17 protein-coding genes are annotated in these 20,714 nt (G+C 36.1%); 6 read left to right on the top strand and 11 right to left on the bottom strand.

What is annotated here, in order from left to right; all coding sequences use genetic code 11:
- Positions 1–42: 42 nt before the first annotated feature.
- The gene (locus tag DKK70_RS05440; RefSeq protein WP_110433069.1) at positions 43–387 is read right to left on the bottom strand and encodes a fructose PTS transporter subunit IIB; all 345 of its coding nucleotides are present in this window, start codon (positions 385–387) and stop codon (positions 43–45) included.
- Positions 388–571: 184 nt separating this feature from the next.
- Here DKK70_RS05440 and DKK70_RS05435 point away from each other — a divergent pair, with 184 nt between their 5' ends.
- Entirely contained in the window at positions 572–1,432 is an 861-nt protein-coding gene (locus tag DKK70_RS05435) for an AraC family transcriptional regulator (protein ID WP_110433068.1), read from the top strand.
- Positions 1,433–1,972: 540 nt separating this feature from the next.
- Here the strand turns inward: DKK70_RS05435 and rlmF are convergent.
- Positions 1,973–2,935 (bottom strand): 23S rRNA (adenine(1618)-N(6))-methyltransferase RlmF, encoded by a 963-nt coding sequence (gene rlmF / locus DKK70_RS05430; RefSeq protein ID WP_110433067.1) that lies wholly within the window; start codon positions 2,933–2,935, stop codon positions 1,973–1,975.
- Positions 2,936–3,178: 243 nt separating this feature from the next.
- Between rlmF and DKK70_RS05425 the strand changes: the two genes are divergently transcribed.
- Complete coding sequence (locus DKK70_RS05425) at positions 3,179–4,546, top strand: sodium:proton antiporter (RefSeq protein WP_258363912.1); 1,368 nt, start codon at positions 3,179–3,181, stop codon at positions 4,544–4,546.
- Between the two features lie 82 nt (positions 4,547–4,628).
- On the opposite strand, the gene DKK70_RS05420 is transcribed toward DKK70_RS05425, so the two are convergent.
- The 3 genes from DKK70_RS05420 to DKK70_RS05410 are packed head-to-tail and all read right to left on the bottom strand — an operon-like array spanning position 4,629 to position 8,792.
- Positions 4,629–5,810 (bottom strand): carbohydrate porin, encoded by a 1,182-nt coding sequence (locus DKK70_RS05420; RefSeq protein ID WP_110433066.1) that lies wholly within the window; start codon positions 5,808–5,810, stop codon positions 4,629–4,631.
- A 32-nt stretch (positions 5,811–5,842) separates the two neighbouring features.
- On the bottom strand, positions 5,843–7,198 hold the full coding sequence (locus DKK70_RS05415) for an MFS transporter (RefSeq protein WP_110433065.1): 1,356 nt from the start codon (positions 7,196–7,198) through the stop codon (positions 5,843–5,845).
- 25 nt (positions 7,199–7,223) lie between these two features.
- A complete protein-coding gene (locus tag DKK70_RS05410) occupies positions 7,224–8,792 on the bottom strand; it encodes an alpha-L-rhamnosidase-related protein (protein ID WP_110433064.1) in 1,569 nt (522 codons plus the stop codon).
- Positions 8,793–9,035: 243 nt separating this feature from the next.
- Between DKK70_RS05410 and DKK70_RS05405 the strand changes: the two genes are divergently transcribed.
- Positions 9,036–9,842, top strand: a complete 807-nt coding sequence (locus DKK70_RS05405) for a helix-turn-helix domain-containing protein (RefSeq protein WP_110433063.1) — start codon at positions 9,036–9,038, stop codon at positions 9,840–9,842.
- A gap of 488 nt (positions 9,843–10,330) precedes the next feature.
- Here the strand turns inward: DKK70_RS05405 and DKK70_RS05400 are convergent, their stop codons facing one another.
- The gene (locus DKK70_RS05400) at positions 10,331–11,797 is read right to left on the bottom strand and encodes a hypothetical protein (protein WP_110433062.1); all 1,467 of its coding nucleotides are present in this window, start codon (positions 11,795–11,797) and stop codon (positions 10,331–10,333) included.
- Between the two features lie 641 nt (positions 11,798–12,438).
- Between DKK70_RS05400 and rhaS the strand changes: the two genes are divergently transcribed.
- Both rhaS and DKK70_RS05390 read left to right on the top strand, forming a co-directional pair.
- The gene (gene rhaS / locus DKK70_RS05395) at positions 12,439–13,263 is read left to right on the top strand and encodes an HTH-type transcriptional activator RhaS (RefSeq protein ID WP_181415922.1); all 825 of its coding nucleotides are present in this window, start codon (positions 12,439–12,441) and stop codon (positions 13,261–13,263) included.
- 17 nt (positions 13,264–13,280) lie between these two features.
- Entirely contained in the window at positions 13,281–14,129 is an 849-nt protein-coding gene (locus DKK70_RS05390; RefSeq protein WP_110433060.1) for a helix-turn-helix domain-containing protein, read from the top strand.
- Between the two features lie 68 nt (positions 14,130–14,197).
- On the opposite strand, the gene rhaM is transcribed toward DKK70_RS05390, so the two are convergent.
- The 5 genes from rhaM to rhaB form a co-directional block, all read right to left on the bottom strand.
- Positions 14,198–14,512, bottom strand: a complete 315-nt coding sequence (gene rhaM, locus DKK70_RS05385) for an L-rhamnose mutarotase (RefSeq protein WP_110433059.1) — start codon at positions 14,510–14,512, stop codon at positions 14,198–14,200.
- A gap of 69 nt (positions 14,513–14,581) precedes the next feature.
- Entirely contained in the window at positions 14,582–15,733 is a 1,152-nt protein-coding gene (gene fucO, locus DKK70_RS05380; protein WP_110433058.1) for a lactaldehyde reductase, read from the bottom strand.
- A gap of 12 nt (positions 15,734–15,745) precedes the next feature.
- Positions 15,746–16,780 (bottom strand): L-rhamnose/proton symporter RhaT, encoded by a 1,035-nt coding sequence (gene rhaT, locus DKK70_RS05375; RefSeq protein WP_110433057.1) that lies wholly within the window; start codon positions 16,778–16,780, stop codon positions 15,746–15,748.
- Positions 16,781–16,948: 168 nt separating this feature from the next.
- Positions 16,949–18,202 carry an L-rhamnose isomerase gene (locus tag DKK70_RS05370; protein WP_110433056.1) on the bottom strand — a complete coding sequence of 418 codons (1,254 nt, stop codon included), beginning with the start codon at positions 18,200–18,202 and terminating at the stop codon, positions 16,949–16,951.
- Between the two features lie 42 nt (positions 18,203–18,244).
- A complete protein-coding gene (gene rhaB, locus DKK70_RS05365) occupies positions 18,245–19,651 on the bottom strand; it encodes a rhamnulokinase (protein WP_110433055.1) in 1,407 nt (468 codons plus the stop codon).
- A 210-nt stretch (positions 19,652–19,861) separates the two neighbouring features.
- On the opposite strand from rhaB, the gene asd reads away from it, so the two are divergent.
- Positions 19,862–20,710: an archaetidylserine decarboxylase gene (asd, locus tag DKK70_RS05360; protein WP_110433054.1), complete on the top strand. Its 849-nt coding sequence runs from the start codon at positions 19,862–19,864 to the stop codon at positions 20,708–20,710.
- Positions 20,711–20,714 lie beyond the last annotated feature (4 nt).

The following is a 20,714-nucleotide window of genomic DNA, read 5'->3' as shown; positions in this document are numbered from 1 at the left end:
AAACTTCATTCCGTTAATACCAATCATTGACGGAATGAAACTTTATAGTTTTATACAAGCTCCATAAGGTGATTTAGACGCTCGATTTATAACATTCAATAATTTACTACTATCCAATAAAAACTGGCTAATATCCATTTCAATACAACGTGACTTATTGAAACGCTCTCTATTTTTGATATTGACATTACTAATAATAATTACCACATCAGCAACCTCAATGTCATGAGGTTCAATAACACTATCAATTCCTAATGCACCTTGTGTTTCTATTTTGATTAGCCAATTTTCCTGCTTAGCTAATTTAGCTAAACGTTCGGCAGCCATGTAAGTATGAGCAACCCCGCCAACACATGAAGTAATAGCTAATACATTTAATTTTGTCATTTAACAACACTCTTTATTCAACATAATGGTTATTATTGTGCATTAAAAATGTTAAATCAATAATCAAATTATATACATACAGATAATTATTATGTGAATAGTTTAGCTATCTTAAACTCATGACAGAAAATTAGACTCGATATATAATCTATTGGTTATTTGTAAGCTTAAAGGATGGAATTAGATGGAACTATCAATTGAACAAACCATCAAAAATTATTTAGACAAAGCTAACAATTTCAAAAATATTTTTTTCTCTAATAGTCGTAACTCAGCCCCTTCTCTCGCTTATCAAGTAGACTTTCCTAGATTAGAAATCATTCTAGAGGGAAACTTAAAGATGCAATGGGGCAATGACGAAACTAATTTAGTGGAAAAAGAATTAGCTACAGATGATTTACTTTACATCACTGCCAACAGTTGGAATAAACCTATTTGGACAACGCCTTCAACATCGTTAAGTATTTTATTTGGTAAACAACAAATTGGCATTAGCGTTTTACACTGGGATGGTTCACAATTAATTCCTAAAGGGCAAATTAGCACCCCAAGACGAGGGCCGCGTGTTGGAACCTTTATTATTCAAGCATTATCCGAGTTAACTTGGCAAAACCAATCCCAAAACCAAACCGGCTATTATTTGATACAGAGCCTGCTTAGTAACACTCTTGATTTACTTAATACCGACATAAAAACCGCATCCAAAACCACCAGCTTATTCGAAGCAATACGTCAATATATCGACACCCATTTTCGAGAAGATATCAGTCGCGAATTTTTAGCTAAAATGTTCTATATCTCACCCAATTATTTATCTTACCTATTCCAGAATGAAGGCAAAATTGGCCTAAACGAATACCTTAATCACATTCGTCTAGAGTACGCCAAATCACTACTTAAAGGTTACGCGTTAAACGTCAAAGAAATCGCCCTTGATGCAGGCTTTAAAGATAGTAACTACTTTTGCCGCATCTTTAGAAAAAAAACCGAACGAACCCCAACAGAGTATCGGCGGCAATATCATAGTAAGTTAATGGAAAAGTAAACCAATTGTATTGAGTCTAACAACGGATTTTTGTTTGTTGGGGAATTAAGGGGGTCCCCACCTGTTCCTCAATTTTTTTTGGAAAATAGGATACGGCCTAAACGGCATTAAACATTTTACGTTTTAATGCAGCGATGGCTTCCGCTTTCTAAACTACCTACACGGCATTAAACTCCAAAAAGCGAAAATATCAATATAAACCGTTTTTCTAAACTACCTACACGGCATTAAACGAGATGACGCACCCGAAAGAGTCATGAACGAATTTCTAAACTACCTACACGGCATTAAACGAAAAAATCCTACACTGCTACGTGGGGGGAGGTTTCTAAACTACCTACACGGCATTAAACTAGAACAAAACATACTATAAACATTGTTTGCTAAAAGGCAAAGGGCAATTTTGATTTTAAAAACCCTTTTTTTAAGCTGATTTTTAATATAATGATTTTTATTGATTTTATTTTAGGCTAAAAAAAAGGGTTCGCGATGATGGATTTTGATTTTTTAAAAAACTACTTCTCACTAATTTTTTGGACTTCACGAAGTGCGTTGCTCAACTCTTTGAATCTGCATTTCTCGCTCTTTTGGATTGAAAAACGTCCAGGCGACAAAACGACTGATTTTTTGGCCTTGTGCCATCGCGACAATTTTGTATTCAGTTACCGCTACATTTTTCAGTTGTTTTTTTATAATACTCAGCGACTCTTTTTTTGATACTAACGAGGTAAACCATAGGCACTGCGTTTTATATTTAACGCTCTCTGTTATCATTCGGGCAATAAATGCACTTTCACCCCCTTTGCACCAAAGTTCAGCATGTTGCCCACCAAAATTAAGGATAACTTTATCCTTAGTAGAGTTCACTTTACCTAACTTTTGTAGCTTGGTGTAAGCCGTTGCATGGGCTTCTTGTTCAGAGCGATGGAAAGGTGGATTGCATACGCTAGCTAGATAAAACTCATTGGGTTGAATGATATTTTCAAAAATAGCTTCGCTGTTAAGTTGTAAGCGACATTGGAGGGTATTTTTTAATAGATCATTGGATTTTGTTATTAACGACGCAACTTTGATGGATGTAGGATTAATATCACTACCCACAAAAGACCAACCATACTCGGCACAACCAATAATCGGATAAATTATATTTGCGCCAACGCCAATATCTAATATGCGAACTTGCTTACCGATAGGCGTCTGATTTTGATTATCTTGAGCCAATAGATCGGCCAAATAGTGAATATAATCTGCTCGTCCCGGAATTGGCGGGCAGAGATAATTGTCGGGAATATCCCAATAGGAGAGTTGATAATAGTGCAATAACAGTGCTTTGTTGAGCGTTTTGACCGCAAGAGGATCGGCAAAATCAATCGTCACCCGACCAAATTGGTTAGGTTTAACAAAATTTGCTAGCTCGGGTAATGTTTTAATAAGTAAATCAAATGGATAACCATTAATATGTTTATTGCGGTGATGTAAAACGGTTTTTTTGACTGATTGCATATATGATCCAAAATAAAGAATTACTAGTTATTATAGCGTTTTTCAGTAAATTTGTGAAAAAAGCTCGCCGTTTATCCGTCAAAAAAAAACAGTTGCTCAACTTGCTCTATAACCATTATCGCCAGATGAATTATTCGAAAATTAAATTGGGATTTGCTATAATCTGCCACTTTCAATTCATACAGTAACCTAATGAAACGTCTAAAAGATTTTTCGATATTACCGTTTTTTAGTTTAATGCTAATGTCTTTTGATTCACATGCCAGCGAGTTTAATGGACAAGCGTTATCATTATATTGGGCAATTCCGTTTGTTGGAATTTTATTATCCATCGCCTTATGCCCGCTGTTTTTAGCCCGTTTATGGCATCATCATTATGGCAAAATCGTTGCTATTTGGACGTTTTTATTTTTAGGCTCTGCATTATTCTCTTTTGGATTAACCACCACGATCGAGTTAACGGTACATGCCATTATTGAGGAGTATATTCCTTTTATATTGCTACTTTTGACGCTGTTCACGGTTTCTGGTGGTATTCTTATTAAGAGTGATAAGATCAGTACTCCAAAATCAAATGTTATTTTATTGGCGGTCGGTGTGGTTTTTGCCTCTATTATGGGAACGACTGGCGCTGCGATGTTGATGATTCGACCATTACTGCGAGCTAATCGCCAGCGACAATATGCAGTGCATACCGTGATCTTCTTTATCTTTTTAGTTGCCAATATTGGTGGCGGATTAACCCCTTTAGGCGATCCACCGTTATTTATTGGTTTTTTAAAAGGCGTCGATTTTTTCTGGACCGTTAAGCATATGTTATTGCCTGTTGTGCTGACATCAGGTCTACTGCTAATCATCTATTATTTTATCGATAGGTACTATTACGCTAAGCAATATGGTGCCATTAACAACACAATTAGCGCCGAACCCGTTAAGCTATATGGCCTAAAAAATCTTGTGCTATTAGTCGCTATTATTGCTAGTGTGCTGTTGTCTGGCGTATGGCATTCGTCGCTATATTTTACGCTGTTAGGATCACAAATAGCATTACAAAATCTTGTTCGTGATGCTCTTTTTATTGCAATTACGCTTATCTCTATTGTGATGACGCCGAAACAAGTCCGAGCTGGTAACGAATTTAATTGGGATCCGATAAAAGAGGTGGCTAAATTATTTATCGGTATTTTTATTACTATTGTGCCTGTGTTAGCGATTTTACGTGCAGGTGATCTGGGTGCTTTGGCTTCAGTGGTTTCGATGGTGACAAGTGAACACGGTACACCAATAAATAGCATGTATTTTTGGTTATCTGGATTACTATCCGGATTTTTAGATAATGCACCAACTTATCTGGTCTTTTTTAATCTAGCATCCGGTAATGCCGCCAGCTTAATGACCACCTTTGAAAACACGTTACTGGCCATTTCAATGGGCTCGGTATTTATGGGCGCTCTAAGTTATATTGGTAATGCACCTAACTTTATGGTGAAAACCATCGCTTGCCAACATAAAATCACTATGCCAAGCTTTTTCGGTTATATGAAATGGTCAATTGCCATTTTGATCCCGGTTTTTATTATTGATAATTTGGTGTTTTTTGTGCTCTTTTAATGCGTGACGCTGTTTAGCATCCCCCCAAGTAAAGTGAGTTTGCTTTTTACTTGGGGTGGAATTTTAATTTAATTAGTATTAATTAGAAGAAATATTTAAAGCGAACCCTTACCCCATAACGATTGTCATTACCACCGCCTTGTTTTTCATCACGTTCCAGTCTAGATAAATACGTACCTAAGTAGATATTAAAGTTATCCATATCCATCACATTCGGAATTAAGTATGAAGCATTGATAGTATGTAATTTATATTTACCTTTAGCGTAAATTTCACCATCGCCATGGTAATTGGTATTGAAGGCTTTAATATCATTGGCAGCATAAATATAACCTAGACCAAGCCCTTGCCAAATACCGTTTATACCTGCTGTGAAATCTTTTTCTTGTTCAGCATCTAAATACGAAATACTACTATTGAGAAGTAATCCATCGAATGATTTATCGAAATCTCCTTCACTATTCCAGCTCATGGTAAAGCCATAGCCATGGCGTTTTGACTGATCATGCCATTTATCATTTTTATCATGATAGCCATAAGCATTATTAACCACATTGCGCTCCATGGCGATGGCTACAGAGAGATCATTAGTTTGGTAGGAAATAATTGGACGTAGGTAAACGACGTTTTTATCTTTATGCAATTTATAACCATGATAACGGTTATTAGCAAATAAGGAGGTTCCATCTTTTACCATTGCATTAACTTGTAAATTCACCGCACCTAATTCTTTAGTTAATTCGATTGCACCGCCGTTACTACTGCGCCCTCTACCCTCTTTGAGCATATAAATGTAACCAAAGCCATCGTTATAGAGATCGTTTGCGGTGTTACCGGAGTATTCGATAAAGGTATCTTGCCCAAGTGGGAACATGTCATAAGCTTCATAACGGCCGATTCTTAAACGCCAATCATCTTTTCTGCCAAAATAAAAACTCGCATCATCTAAATTAACTTTACCGCTCAAATCAGCCAGTGGTTGTACCGAGAATCCAGCATAATTTCGATTATCTAATTCTCTTTTTCCATCCATGCCGAATAAAATGCGACCATTGATATCCCACTGTTCTGTATCGCTAGCATCAAAATCTTTATTTGCCGATGTCCTAAGTGAGGTTAACTGCTTTTTTTTGCTTGCAGCATCTATATTGAATTCCACATCGCCATAAAATTTAAGTGTACCTTGTTCGGTCTGCCATTCAATTGATGCTGATACTGATAAAGAATAGAAACAGCAGACTCCGGCTATTATTTTTAATTTCATTGTTATTTCCTTTTAAAGTAGAGTTAATCAGCTTATTTGTCATCACTAGGATTTTGGCTTCTGACATCAAGCTCCGCTCGAATTGATGCATAACTATCATCAAGTTTGTAGAACTTAGCGATCCAAAACATCGATGCGATAATTAGAATAGCCGGTAGATATAAATAGCAGAGTTTAATTGCAAAAAGTGCACTCGGAACTTGTACCGCATTAGCAACATAACCACCGGATGAGAGTAAGAAACCAGTAATCGCCCCCGCACCCGCCATTGCGACTTTACCTAAAAAGCCATTGATTGAAGTTAGGATCCCAGCTGTATTAATACCTGTCTTCCACACTCCATAATCAACAGGATCGGCCTGCATAGAAAAGTAGATAGCCAGACGTTGACCTGCGCCTAAAGATAAGATAACTGCCCCGATGATAAGGCCAGTATGGTTAACACCCGATAACATCATTATTCCCATTCCAATTAGGTTGATAGTGCTTGAGAATAGGTAAACATGACGTTTTTTCATATAATTGGCTAACAATGGAACGGTAAGCGTACCAATTAAGGGGACGAAAGTTGATATTCCCGCAATAATGGCAGTAAGGTTTTCACTTTCAACGTAATAGTTGAAAAAATAGACCAATGATCCCGTTTGTAAAAAAAATGCCCCCCACATTAGAAAGATATTGGTTGCGAAGATTTTCCACGGCGTATTGTCTTTTAACCCTTTCCATGCTCGCGTTAAAGTCATTCGCTCTTGTTGTATGGTTATTTTCTCTTCAACATTTTTAAAACTTACAATTAAAAAGAAAGTAGCAATAATCCCAAAAATAATAGCCGTAAATAAAAAGCCATGCGTTTGGTCACCGTTACCTAAGGTCGCAACCAAAGGCAATGTTGCAACAGCGACAATAGTTGATCCTAAGGAGCCTAACAAAATTCTTACAGATGATAAGGTTGTGCGTTCTAATGAATCTGCGGTTAAAAATGGCAACATGGCACTGAAAGGAATGTTGACGATAGTATAGATAAATGAGAGACATAGATAGGTGATAAAGGCATAGATTAATTTACCTATTGTGCCAAAATCAGGGACATAGAAGACTAAAATACATAATATGCCAAATGGAATTGCCCCGATTAATAACCATGGACGACAACGCCCCCAACGTGTTGAGGTATTATCGATAACTAAACCCATTAATACATCAGCAACACCGTCAACCAGACGAGTGACCAAAAACATGATGCCTACATAGTAAGCTGGAAGCCCCATTACATCCGTATAAAAATACATCAGATACAATGAGATTAATTGCCAAACTAAGTTACAAGATAAATCGGCAATCCCATAACCTATACGTTGTCGCCAAAGCGAAAATAATGAATTGACCATTTTTTATTCCTTATAAATTTTTCAGTTAAAGTTTATTTTGTCGAATAAACCAAGCGGGAGTGCAACTCCATGCATGACAGTAGCTATTGATGATTTTGCTGCCATACGGTGAGTAATTAAGGTTGTTTGGATCGAACAATTCCCAAAACGTGTCGGCACCAAATTCAACCATTTTTCCCCAATATGCTTTAATCTCATCGATGGCTTGTTGTTTCATGCCTACTTTGAATAGCGCTAAGATATAGTGATGACGTAAGTAAGGGGTGTTCATGCCTATCTCTGGTGGTGTGGTTTTTAATTGAGATAATAATTTTTGTTGATGGGCTAAATCGCCAATATCCGCTAAAATCATCCAGATTTGCGTGGCATAACTAATTTGTTTTTGTTTACCACTGAGGTAAAAACCGGTTTCCTCATCCCATAATGTGTATGCTGCTCGTTTAACCAAAGCTAATTTTTGGCTCAGTTGTTCGCTTATGTCGGGTTGAAAATGGTGTGAAAGTTGGCAGGCTTTGTCTAAACAGTAGATTAACACACCTTGAGAAGCGCCTTGTTTATTGAGTTTTTCGTGCCAATCAATAAATGACCACCAATCATCACTATCAGTGACTAATCCTTGTGAATCACAGCGGTTTAGGTTTATTGCAATTTGCTGTAAAGCGATAGGCCAAAGATCTTTAACAGTTTGCACATCATTTGTTTGATTAAAGTAGTCATAAAGCACATCGACAAAAAAGAGCGAGTAATCAAATAAGAAAGTATCATCAGCAATGATATCGGGTTTTATAAATATATTAGCTGAGACCATGCCATCTTCACGACGATGGCTTGCAAAGAGATATAAGCAGCGACGAACTAAATCGTAGTGTTGAAACGTAACATTGTTAACGAGGGCTTGTAAACGCAGGTCGCCTAACCATAATCTTCGATCTCTTTTTGGACCATCTTCAAAGACGTCTTGCATACAATTTCGCAGTGTATGTATGGATACCTGATCTATCTTAGCTAATTGCGGATCTTGTGATTGATAAGTTAGACAGTTTTCCGGTGCCGAACTAACTGTGTTAAAGGTTATCTCTTTAAATAAGATCCGATATTTAGGCGAAAGCGAGACAACGTCGATTTTTAAATAACGAAAACAGTAGCGTCGAGTTAAATTAATTTTAGCGGGTAAAACATCAATATATTCGTCATGCTGTTGCAACCAGCTTTTACTAAGCCAGCCTTGGTATTGATCAAATGGCTCTGCCATTTCGCAGAGTGTTTCACCAAAAGTTAATTTTATATGCGCTGGCGCATCGGGTGGGCTACCGATAGATTCGCATAAGAAAGAGAGATACCCAACATTGTGCTGGCCAAAATCAATGATAAAACTATCGCCAGAATGAAAACTTTGATGTAAATAATGCTCTGCATCACTAACAACTTGTGATGAGCAGTTATGAATAGCGCTCGGATCATTAATCAGAGAGATGATATTTTGGGGGGTAATTTTTTTTTGATAGATTACTGGTTGTAATTGCTCAGCTTTTAGAATGAATGCATTATTTTTTATCATAGTTGCATTAGCGTTGTTTTGAATTGCTTGTGCCATATTCTTCTCCTATAAAAAACGTCTAGGAGTATAGCTAGGCAAAACAGAGGCTTGCTACCAAGATACTGCCAGATTGCATCTATAAATGGCAATATTAAAAAGCTTAGACCGAGCGAGTTCACATTTCTGAGAATATTATTTTTTATCTCATGTTTAATTACTTTATTTTGTTTATAGGTTAGATAAAAAATCTTTTATTTTGTGCAAGATCTTAATCAGTTGCAGTTGTAAGGATCGATAAATATGAATACGTTGAAAATTGATACTTATTTTAATCATAAATCAGATAAATTAGCGCTGTATAAAAGCGATCCTGAGAATAACGGTAGTGAACATAATCATGAATTTGATGAATTAGTGATTGTTGAACATGGTCATGGACTACATGTTATTAATGGCAAGCCGTTATTTATTCAACAAGGTGATGTTTTTTTAGTTAGAGGCCATGATTACCATTTTTATGATGACCTTGGCACATTAAAGTTAACTAATATTCTAATCAATCCTAATCGGCATTTTACATTTTTAAAAAATATGGAGGAGTTGTTAAAACCGATTTCAGCCAGTGATTTAGGTTCTTATATTTGGTTAGCACCGAGCATTCGCCAAGAGTGTAATCTCATTATTGAGCAATTATTTAATTTAGATAACACAATCGGCCATCGTGAGTATCTATTTTTTAAATTACTTATTATCATCAAACAATACAAGCGACAATCGCCAAAAAATAATACTCGTTATAAACTCCATCTTTTACTTAATCATCTTCAAGAAAACTGTTTTGATGAATATGATTGGCATAATATAGCGCAAAGGTTTCATTTAACTACGCGGACAATGTTTAGGCATATTAAACAAGCGACTGGCTTAACCCCGGAAAATTACATTAAACGATTGAGGTTATTGTCAGCCAGATTAAAGATTAGAGAAAGTGATATGACTGTTACCGAGATATCATTGTTATGTGGTTTTATTAACAGTAATCATTTTACCACCCTGTATAAAAAGACTTTTGGCATCACACCAACAGAAGAGCGAAAAGTTAATTAGTTGTTTAAATAAGGAGGCCGTTGAATTTTGCTTAACACTTAAATATTTCTAGCTACGTTGGGGATTTCCTAAGTGTTTTCATCGAATCAGGAAACTGGGATATACGTGAAATCATAAACGGGTTTATCAGGTTTATTGTCAGTTAAAACTCAACATTCGCTCTAAACGAAATAAACGATTGACCCAACGTTATCCACAACCTAGCTTGATGTTATATTGATAATTTGATTGCATTCAAGGTAGATGGTTTTATAGGTAAGCTATAGTTCTAATTATCCTAGGCTGGGCAGAAACTGATTTACACTATAAATATTTTTTGATTTAACATAACTTAGTCACAACCAAAAATATCAGACTTCAGTGCATTCCGGTCAGTGAACAGAACCGGTATTTGCTAAACATTAAATCAATTATGTATATGCCCGTCTAGTACTGAAAAAACTATGTCATCAGCTAGCGGAGATTGGTGCCCTCGGATCTTTCTTAAACTAACCGTTTTTCTTTGCTGTTGGTACCAATATGTTCAGTAATTTTTTTAAAGTATCGTAATCGTTTACCTTGAGATTTCGAGGAGAAACGTTATCCAGCACTTTTGGTTTTTGATTTTCTACGGGATTGATATAAGTATAAACTTTTTTACCATCTGTAAAAAAGTAATAATAATCCTGTTTTGAACGGTATTCGTAGCCGCAAGCTGGAAGTATAATTTCCACACATGGACTTATAATATCGACAATTGATCCCAGAAAAATCGGAGCATCTTGAAATTTATCGGTATTGAGTTGTTGCCCGTCAATAAAAATTCGCTTCTTTCTGATTTCAATATCATCTTTTGTAGTAAGTAGTTTGAGATAGACAGAAGACTCCTTTTTTTCTAGTCTTCGTGAATTTTCTTCAAGACTATAGTATTGTTGATTGTCAAAGAACACTGAACCTGATGAAATTGCGTGTAATTCACCAGGATTTTTGACATTTGATATATCAATTGATCCATCTCTATAGCTCGGATCAGAAGGATCAGCTTCATGGTGTGCAAACCAATTAAGATAATCATTGTAATTAAATACTTTGTCATGATACACATATAAATCTTTGTACGCATTCAGATAGGTCGCTTTAACTGGTTTAAAAGAATTAAATATTTTAATCCATATCAGCCCATCCTTTGTATCCATAGAATCACCTGACCAATTAGTGTGCATCTCTGCTTTAGTAAACCCATTATATTTACCTTGCAGATTGAACTCTTCGGTAATGTCTGTGTATTTAAAGTCTATATCAATCAGATAAAATGTATCATCGTCATACAAGTAGTAAATTTTTGGATAAGAATGATGTGTCTGAAAAAGATATGTTTGTGAAGGTGTGAGATGAGGAATTTTTTCAAGTTTATTCTTACTTATATCGTAGACATACACAGCATTATTATCTTTTAATAAAACTACATTATCATTTAAATATTTGTAACTATCAGCAATGATTTCTAAATTTCCTTTGAGCTCAGGTATTTTGTGTTTATCGGATTCCCCCTTAAACGTATAAGAGACATAATACCAATGGTTAGAAATTAGAAAGAATTTGTTAGAAACAATTTTGCTAACCTCATTTTCATTAAATAATGGGGTAATTTCATATTTGCTGATGTCTCTTCTATATAAGGGTTTAGGTATAAAATAGTATTTTGCATTAAATAATACAAGTATCTTGTTACCATCATCAGAAATAATCCGAGCACTCTTATCTGTAATGTCCGTTAAGCGTACTTTTGATTGAGATATGTAACTAATTTTGTTCTTAGCTTTCACTGTTTCTTGCAGATATATGCCGTCCTTTTCAACCAACAAATCATAATAAGGAGAATCGGTGTGACAAATACTTTCTTGACTTGCTTGTACAAAGTCAATGAATACCAGGTAGAAAGTGAGTAATATGATCCGTTGTATAAGATGTTTCATTGTCAATAATTTTTAAAATTATTAATATTAAATTAAATCATAGCAAAATAAGATAAGAATATAAAAGACAGTTTTTTATCTTAGCTTTAAAAATATACAAAATAGCTTGATGTTATATTGATAATTTGATTGTATTCAAGGTAGATGGTTTATAGGTAAGCTATAGTTCTAATTATCCTAAGCTGGGCAGAAACTGATTTACGCTATAAATATTTATTGATTTAACATAACTTAGTCACAACCGAAAATATCAGACTTCAGTGTGTAACTATCCCCCAAAATAATGCATCAAAGGCAGATATTTTCACAATGGCAGTTTGAGCAGAATAAATCCCCAAGTAGTACCCAAGCGATATTTTTGTTCTCTTTTATCTGAGAATTTAGTATCACTGTCTAAACTATTCCAACAAAACATATTTTGTTCAGCAATAATAAGTCCGGCAGAAAGTGCATTTTGCTGGTCTACAGTGACTTTTTCGGTAGCTTTAAAAATGTGAAGCTTCGCACATTTTTAATAAAAAGTTCCAGATAGCTATAATTTATCGCCAAAATATTATGTTAGCTGTCCAAATATTAAAGGTGAGATTTCAATTTACTTTTTAGAATGTGGTGGTAAGTTTTAAAAAGATATGAGGTTCAAAATGATTGAAATGTTACTTGATAAAGATTTTTTTTCTTCTAGCGATCAAAATATTACCGTTGAGCCTCGGGCACCGCAACCTGTCTATCCAGAACATACCCATAATTTTAATGAGATTGTTATTGTGACCAGCGGATATGGCAAACACATTTTAAATGGGCGACTGTTTGATTTGTATCCAGGTATGATGTTTTACATTAAGGCTACCGATTGTCATTTATACGATAACGTACATGATTTGCATTTGACCAATATTTTGTTTAGAGACCCTGATAAATTTCGTTTTATTAATGGGAATGGAATAAATCAATTAATCCCAAATTCTGATCCAACTCAGTCGCACTACTTTTTTGACAAAAAATCTAATGAACATATTCAATCGATTATTAAGCAGATGACACCCAATCAATCCAATGCAATTCAGGAGAGTCTTTTTTTACAGTTGTTATTGATTTTTAGTAATAATATTTATGTTAATCAGGGTTCTGGTTCATGTGATAATCGCGTTAAACAACTGCTAAGTTGGTTACAAATCAATTTTAAGGAACAAATTGATTGGCAACAGTTAACCGCACAATTTTCATTGTCGTTACGCTCTTTTCATCGTCATATGAAAAATGAAATTGGTATCACACCACAAAAATATCTAACGAAGTTACGGTTAGCTTATGCTTACACCCATTTAATATATAGCAATAAATCCATTACCACCATCGCACAAGAATGTGGTTTTAATGATAGTGCTTATTTTTCCACCTGCTTTAAACAAGAGTTTACGTTTTCACCACAAATATTACGTAATAATCCTGATAAACCTCATCATTAACTAATGAGGAACAGTTTATGGAGAGATGTTTGCGTTTATATAAACAAGATTATTTTATTTCGGAGATGAATACTGTTACTGTCGAAAAACGTGATCATCAACAACCCTTTCCTTTGCACGATCACGATTTTAATGAAATTGTGATCGTTTGTTCTGGTAATGGTCTGCATCATTGGAATAATTATGTTTATCCAATTACCAGTGGCGATATTTTATATATTAATCCGAAAGATGTGCATGGCTATGAATCAGTTAATAACCTTAGATTGGATAATATCTTATATTTACGAGAGTCACTTTTTTTATCATCTACGATTGAGTTTTATCTACCTAAAGTGACGGCCAAACATAATGAACGTTTTTGGCGAATTCAACCGTCCTATCTTAAACTTTTAGCGCCGCTTATTGAGCAATTAGACGTTGAATCTAAGAAAAATAATTTAGCTTCCGTGCATCTATCCGAGGCTCTGTTTTTACAGTTGGTTATTTGGTTAGATCGGATTAAGCAAGCACCAAAGGTAGCTCTGCCTACCGCGACTCATCAGTTAGATCTATTATTTACCGCGCTGCATAACAGTATTGCAACGCCATTTAATATCGATGTTTTTTGCAAAGAAAATCATATTGCCAGTCGTTCACTTAGTCGTTTATTTAAAAGTCAAACAGGGATGACTATTAGCGGTTATTTACAAAAAAGACGCTTATGTGATGCGATGTCTTTACTTCGAACTACTAATTATTCGATTAGCATGATAGCCGCTGAGTGTGGCTATGATGATAGTAACTATTTTTCATCAGTGTTTAAAAAGCTAACCGAGCAAACTCCTTCCCAATATCGAGCTAAATTTAATGATAAAAAGGGGTAATTAAGGGCGTTAAAACAATCGGTATATTGAATTTACTCTCTTTCAGATGGCTAAAAGAGAGTAATATTTTATGCTAAATAAAAGACTTCGGTTAATGGTTCACTAATCGGACTGTTGTCAGGATTGCTTGGCATGATGTCTTGCATAAATGCCCACCATTTTTGACAAGCAGCTGTTTTAGCAACCGCATCCCAACGCGCTTCTGATTCAATTTCAACATAAGCAAACAGTAGATTTCGTTTGCTGTCTAAAAAGATTGAGTAATTGTGAGCACCATGGGCTTTAAGTTCTTTTACTAGATCAGGAAAGATTTCGTCATGCCGTTTTTTATATTCAGCATGTTTGTCAGGGTGTACCTGCATAATACTCGCTTTTCTTATCATAGTGATCCCTTTTCCTATGAAATAGGCTAATTTGTAATTAACCTATTTCATTTCATTGTGCGATTTTTATTAGTAAATAGCGTGATATAGTTGCTCAATTTCTGTTACGTTAGTGTCACGTGGATTGCCACCGGTACAAACATCGTCAAAAGCAGCTTGAGCCAGCGCAGGAATATCTTCTAATTTTACGCCAATCTCTTTTAATGTAGGTGGAATACCGACATCAGCATTAAGTTGTTTAACGGCATCAACAGCAGCTTTTCTTGCCTGTTCGGTAGTCATGGTTTCCGTCGCAGTTACCCCCATCGCTTTGGCGATATCACGGTATTTGTCGCCGGTAAATTCGGCATTGTAAGCCATGATATGCGGTAACAGCACCGCATTAGCCACACCGTGAGGTGTGCCATAAAATGCACCGAGTGGATGAGCCATGCCATGAACTAATCCTAACCCGACATTTGAGAAGCCCATGCCTGCAATATATTGCCCTAATGCCATATCTTCACAACCTTTGGCAATTCCTTTTACCGAGTCACGTAATGAACGAGAGATAACTTCGATTGCTTTGAGATGAAACATATCTGATAGTTCCCAAGCGCCTTTAGTTATATAACCTTCAATCGCGTGAGTTAAAGCGTCAACGCCCGTTGCAGCTTTTAAACTTGCCGGCATACTGGTCATCATGTCTGAATCAATAATCGCAACGACAGGGATATCATGTGGGTCAACACAGACAAATTTGCGCTTGTTCTCCTCGTCTGTGATTACGTAGTTAATCGTCACTTCGGCAGCCGTACCTGCTGTGGTTGGAATTGCAATCGTTGGAACCGCCGGTTTTTTAGTTGGCGCAACGCCTTCAAGACTACGTACGTCAGCAAATTCTGGATTGTTAATGATAATCCCGATAGCTTTTGCGGTATCTTGTGGTGAACCACCACCAATCGCAATCAGGTAGTCGGCACCAGATTGTTTAAATACTTCAACCCCTTTTTGTACAATACCAATGGTTGGATTTGGCATAACTTCATCAAAAACTTGATAAACTAAACCATTGCTATCGAGTAACTGGGTTACTTTAGTGGCAACATTGAATTTGATTAGGTCTTTATCAGTAACTACTAACGCTTTTTTAAAACCACGTTTTTTTACTTCATCTACGATTTGAGTGATTGAACCTGCCCCAAAATATGATGTTTCATTTAGAATCATTCTATAAGCCATAATGTTTTCCTTTTAATTAGTCATTCCTAAACCGACAATATTGGCAGCGACAATAATTACTAAGCAACCAATACAAAGTATACGTACAGGTTTTTTGCCGGTACCAAACCACTCTTTGAGTGCTAAACCAACAATACCACCACAAAGTACATAGAAACTCATATGTAGCATCCAACTCATAAAGCCATATTCAGTCGGAATATTTGCATGGCCCCAAGCATAGAAGAAGAATTGGAAATACCACATTGCACCACCTAAGATAGCAAAGAGGATATTGCTAATCAGTAGGGATTTGGCAACTGAAATATCTTTTTTAAATGATAGTTCTTTTTTAGCGCAGAGTCGACTAATACAGAAGCCGAGATTAATAATTGCCCCACCACCCATGATAATGACATAACTTGGCAGTGCTACATATAGATGATCTACGCCAAGCTCAGCCGCTTTTTCGTGCATAGGTACTGCGACGCTCATGGCAAATGACATACCCGCAGAGAAAATACCACACATGATGGCAAGTAGAAGGCCTTTCTTTAAATTAAAATCTTCAACTTGTACACCTAATGTTTTTTCTTTCAATAAACCGGCATAAGTCACAATAGCAACCCCAATAACCGCAATGACTACGCCTAATAATGTCATTTTACCGCCAGTCGATGCCAGTAATTCACCAAATTTACCTTGTAATATTGGTGTCATAAGAGTACCGACGATTAAGGTTATGCCAATAGCAATTCCAATGCCCATCGACATACCTAAATAACGCATTGTTAGACCATAACCAATATTACCAACGCCCCACATTGCGCCAAATAAAAAGACTGGCATTAAGATGTCTGCACCAAACGAAGCGTAATAAGCCCAAAAATCGGGTAATAAGAAATAACTAATTGACCATGGTAAAATGATCCATGAAAACAGTCCGGCGATTGACCACATGGTTTCCCATGACCAATTTTTTACTTTTTTAAGTGGTGCATAAAAACAAGCGGCAGAGGCAGCACCAACAAAGTGCCAAAATATGCCTAAAATAATTGAACTACCCATATACTTATCCTTATATTTTCAAAATATAATTTGCTCTATTGTTATTAGCAACTTTTACTATTTAAGTGTCTCATTACGCTTATCCTAGCCTTTTAACCACATGTCATAAGTAGCTTTGATCATCCCTTTTATAAACCAAGAGCAAAAAATCTGTTGCATTTGTGTTCCTTATGATCGTTTAGTTAAAACTGTTTTTTCATATTGACGAACTTCATCTAACCAGCGACTGCCAACAGGGACTTCATTCAATAAACAGTACTGATCCCAAACTGCTTGCCAAGGTAGTGATTTCTGTTCTTCTAGTAATGCTAATCGTGAGGTAAAGTCACGATCGTGTTCATATTTTTTTAATTTTTCGGTTGGTTCTAATAATGCTTTTAATAGGCATTTTTTCATATTGCGCGTACCAATTACCCATGCCGCAATACGGTTAATGGAGGCATCAAAGAAATCTAGACCGATATGCACGCGATCAAATAGTTTGTTTCGAATGATTTCACTGGCAATATTTTGCGTTTCATCATCGAAAAGTACCACATGATCGCTATCCCAACGTACAGGACGGCTAACATGCAGTAATAGATGTTCAACAAATGGCATAACGGCAGAAATTTTGTCGGAAATCACTTCAGTTGGATGGAAATGTCCAGCATCTAGACATAGTGCAGTTTTACGTGATGTCGCATAAGCTAGATAAAATTCATTTGAACCAGCGGTATAAGATTCGAGACCAATACCAAACAATTTACTTTCAACCGCATCAATATGATATTTAGGATCGATTTTTTCGTGGATAATTTGATCCAATGATTCAACTAAATGTTGTCTAGGACTAAATTTGTCGACAGTAATATCTTTCATACCATCAGGTAGCCAGATATTCATAACAGAAGGTGTACCTAATTCTTTACCAAAATATTCTGATACTTTACGACATGCTTTGCCGTGTTCTATCCAGAATTGTCGAATTTCTGGATTAACATGGGTTAAAGTGCCTTCATTACTTAAAGGATGTGAAAAATAAGTTGGATTGAAATCTAAACCAATTTGGTGTTGTTTAGCCCAATTGACCCAATTGGCAAAATGTTCAGGTTTAACTTCATTTCGATCGACTTTTTGCTCAGATTCTAAATATGAAGCATGTAGATTTAGTCGTTTCGGGCCAGGAATAAGACTAAAAGCTTTATCTAAATCTGATCTTAATTCATCGGCAGTGCGAGCTTTACCCGGATAATTACCGGTTGCTTGGATCCCCCCTGTTAATTCGCCCTCTTGCATTTCAAAACCGGCAACATCATCTCCTTGCCAACAGTGCACTGAGATCGGTAATTTTGCCATTGCGAATATTGCTGCATCGGTATCTACCCCGATTTCAGCAAATCTTGCTTTGGCGATCTGATAGGCATTTTCAATTGTGCTCATGGAATACTCCTTACTAAATATAAAATTTTTTCAATTAATTGGTTAATTACTTATTGGTTGATAATATTTGTTGTCAAAATTCTGGGAAATTAGCTGTCTTAATGCGTTAACATCAGCAACTTCACCTAAGGAAATTAACTGATAACCGACATTACCTAATGCTGATGATTCAATCGGACCGGCACTAACATTGACATTGCATAAGTCCGCACATAACTGGTTTAAAAAAGCGTTTTGACAACCTCCCCCAACAATGTGTAATGTGTTGATTGATTTACCACTGAGTGTCGATAACTCGTGTAATACGTCTCGATATAAGTGAGCGAGACTGTCAAAAATACATCTGACTAACTGGGATAAGGTTTTAGGAACTTGACCGCTGTTTTCTAAACAGACTTGTTTAATGGTTTCTGTCATCACGTCTGGATTTAAAAACCTTGGATCATTAGGATTAATCAGAAAAACAGAAGGTAGTTCTTGTTTTGCTGATGCGATTAAATCAGTAATATCTTTGATGTTATTTTCAGCACAAACACGTTGGAATAGCCACAATCCCATAATGTTTTTTAATACTCGATAATTACCTTCTACCCCACCTTCATTAGTAATATTGGCTTTTAATGCTTGTTCGCCTGTCAGTGGTTGTTTCGCCTCCAATCCCATTAATGACCAAGTACCTGAACATAAATAAGCACTATGTTCATCCATCATTGGCGTAGCAATAACTGCACTAGCGGTATCATGGCTAGCAACGGCAATTACCGGTATACGATCGCCTTTGGCACTTTGCCAATAACCAACTTGATTTCCGGGCATACTGATATCACCAAACCATTTACGCGGTATACCGAGATAATCGAGCAGATCTTTGTCCCAATCCTGAGTGGCAACATTGACCAGTTGAGTGGTGGTTGCATTGGTGTATTCACGATTTAATACCCCAGTTAAGCGATAAATTAAATAATCAGCAACCATGACAAAATCCGTCACTTGTGATAACCATTGCGGTGATTCAAGCATCATGGCTTTGAGTTGATAAAGTGTATTGAAGGTTAAAAATTGGATACCAGTTTTTTGATAAATATTTTCTAAGCCAATGTCAGCTTGTACTTTTGACATAATATTGTCAGTACGATGATCACGATAAGAGTATGTAGGACCAACGATTTGGCCTTGCTTATCAAGCAACACATAATCAACGCCCCAAGTATCAATACCAATACTGTCGAGTTTGATACCTTGTTGGCTAATTTTGTTTAATCCTGTAATGATTTCTTGTTCTAAGTAAAGCAAATCCCAACAGAAGTTTTTACCATCACTTTTATATCCATTACTGAATCGATGTATCTCAATTAGGGTTAATTTTGCCGTTTGAGATTGATAACTCGATAACATGACTCGGCCGCTGGATGCGCCTAAATCGATTGCAGCAATATATCTATCTGCCATTGTAACTATCCTCACTTTTGCTAATGAGGACAGTCTAGTGAACTAACCGAATAGATACTTTAAATTGACTGCCATTGTTAAATAAGTGTGGCAAAATTTTTAAAATGCTAGTGATCTTTGCCACAAAATGAGAATAAGGTTGGGTTGTTTATACTTTCAGACTAAATATTGATATAATGCCTTATTTAGAAAATAAATTGAGAGCTATCTATGTTAAATCAGTTAAAAGCAATTATTCAGTATCTTCTTCCGAAACAGTTATTAACTAGCCTATTCGGTTGGTTAGCTAATAAACGTTTGGGCAGAGTCACAACTTGGATGATTATCGGTTTTTGTAAATTATATAAAATCGATTTGAACGAAGCTAAGTTAACCGATGCTAAAGAGTATAAGACGTTTAATGACTTTTTTGCTCGTGAGCTAAAAGCTGATGCGCGTCCAATTGATGACGCGGCAAATAGTATCGTAATGCCGGCAGATGGCGTACTTAGTCAATTTGGTCATATTCAGGATAATCTACTTTTACAAGCTAAAGGGCATTTTTACTCACTAGAAGCGCTGCTTGCTTGCCATCCAGATATGATTAAATTTTTTAAAGATGGATCTTTTGCGACCACCTATTTATCACCGAAAAATTATCATCGTTTTCATATGCCATGCGATGGTATATTGCGGGAAATGATTTATGTTCCTGGTTCGTTATTTTCGGTTAATAAAGCAACTACCGAAAGTATACCTAATATTTTTGCCAGAAATGAACGGGTAATTTGTCTATTTGAAACTGCATTTGGCCCAATGGTGCAAATTATGGTTGGGGCAACCATCGTGGGGAGTATTGAATTAAAATGGGAAGGTGTTATTACTCCACCTCGTGACGGTGTGATGAAGCGTTGGACTTATGCAGGTAATGTCAAATTAGCTAAAGGTGAAGATATGGGTTGCTTTAAATTAGGGTCAACCGTTATTACGTTGTTTGCTTCAAATGCAATTGAATTTGATAACCATCTTAAACTTGGTGACGTTACTCGTGTAGGTCAAAAATTAGCTGAAAGGATCTAACTTT

The sequence above is a fragment of the Gilliamella apicola genome, assembly GCF_003202655.1.
GTDB lineage: Bacteria > Pseudomonadota > Gammaproteobacteria > Enterobacterales > Orbaceae > Gilliamella > Gilliamella apicola_R.
The sequence above is the reverse complement of the archived record's forward strand: the minus strand, read 5'-3'. Positions and strand labels throughout refer to the sequence as shown.

Coding starts and splice junctions, on each gene's coding strand:
- DKK70_RS05370 (WP_110433056.1), bottom strand. CDS start 18,202: ATGAGCACAATTGAAAATGCCTATCAGATCGCCAAAGCAAGATTTGCT.
- DKK70_RS05440 (WP_110433069.1), bottom strand. CDS start 387: ATGACAAAATTAAATGTATTAGCTATTACTTCATGTGTTGGCGGGGTT.
- DKK70_RS05425 (WP_258363912.1), top strand. CDS start 3,179: ATGTCTTTTGATTCACATGCCAGCGAGTTTAATGGACAAGCGTTATCA.
- rhaS (WP_181415922.1), top strand. CDS start 12,439: ATGATTGAAATGTTACTTGATAAAGATTTTTTTTCTTCTAGCGATCAA.
- rhaM (WP_110433059.1), bottom strand. CDS start 14,512: ATGATAAGAAAAGCGAGTATTATGCAGGTACACCCTGACAAACATGCT.
- DKK70_RS05390 (WP_110433060.1), top strand. CDS start 13,281: ATGGAGAGATGTTTGCGTTTATATAAACAAGATTATTTTATTTCGGAG.
- DKK70_RS05400 (WP_110433062.1), bottom strand. CDS start 11,797: ATGAAACATCTTATACAACGGATCATATTACTCACTTTCTACCTGGTA.
- rhaT (WP_110433057.1), bottom strand. CDS start 16,780: ATGGGTAGTTCAATTATTTTAGGCATATTTTGGCACTTTGTTGGTGCT.
- DKK70_RS05410 (WP_110433064.1), bottom strand. CDS start 8,792: ATGGCACAAGCAATTCAAAACAACGCTAATGCAACTATGATAAAAAAT.
- asd (WP_110433054.1), top strand. CDS start 19,862: ATGTTAAATCAGTTAAAAGCAATTATTCAGTATCTTCTTCCGAAACAG.
- rhaB (WP_110433055.1), bottom strand. CDS start 19,651: ATGGCAGATAGATATATTGCTGCAATCGATTTAGGCGCATCCAGCGGC.
- DKK70_RS05435 (WP_110433068.1), top strand. CDS start 572: ATGGAACTATCAATTGAACAAACCATCAAAAATTATTTAGACAAAGCT.
- DKK70_RS05405 (WP_110433063.1), top strand. CDS start 9,036: ATGAATACGTTGAAAATTGATACTTATTTTAATCATAAATCAGATAAA.
- fucO (WP_110433058.1), bottom strand. CDS start 15,733: ATGGCTTATAGAATGATTCTAAATGAAACATCATATTTTGGGGCAGGT.
- DKK70_RS05420 (WP_110433066.1), bottom strand. CDS start 5,810: ATGAAATTAAAAATAATAGCCGGAGTCTGCTGTTTCTATTCTTTATCA.
- rlmF (WP_110433067.1), bottom strand. CDS start 2,935: ATGCAATCAGTCAAAAAAACCGTTTTACATCACCGCAATAAACATATT.
- DKK70_RS05415 (WP_110433065.1), bottom strand. CDS start 7,198: ATGGTCAATTCATTATTTTCGCTTTGGCGACAACGTATAGGTTATGGG.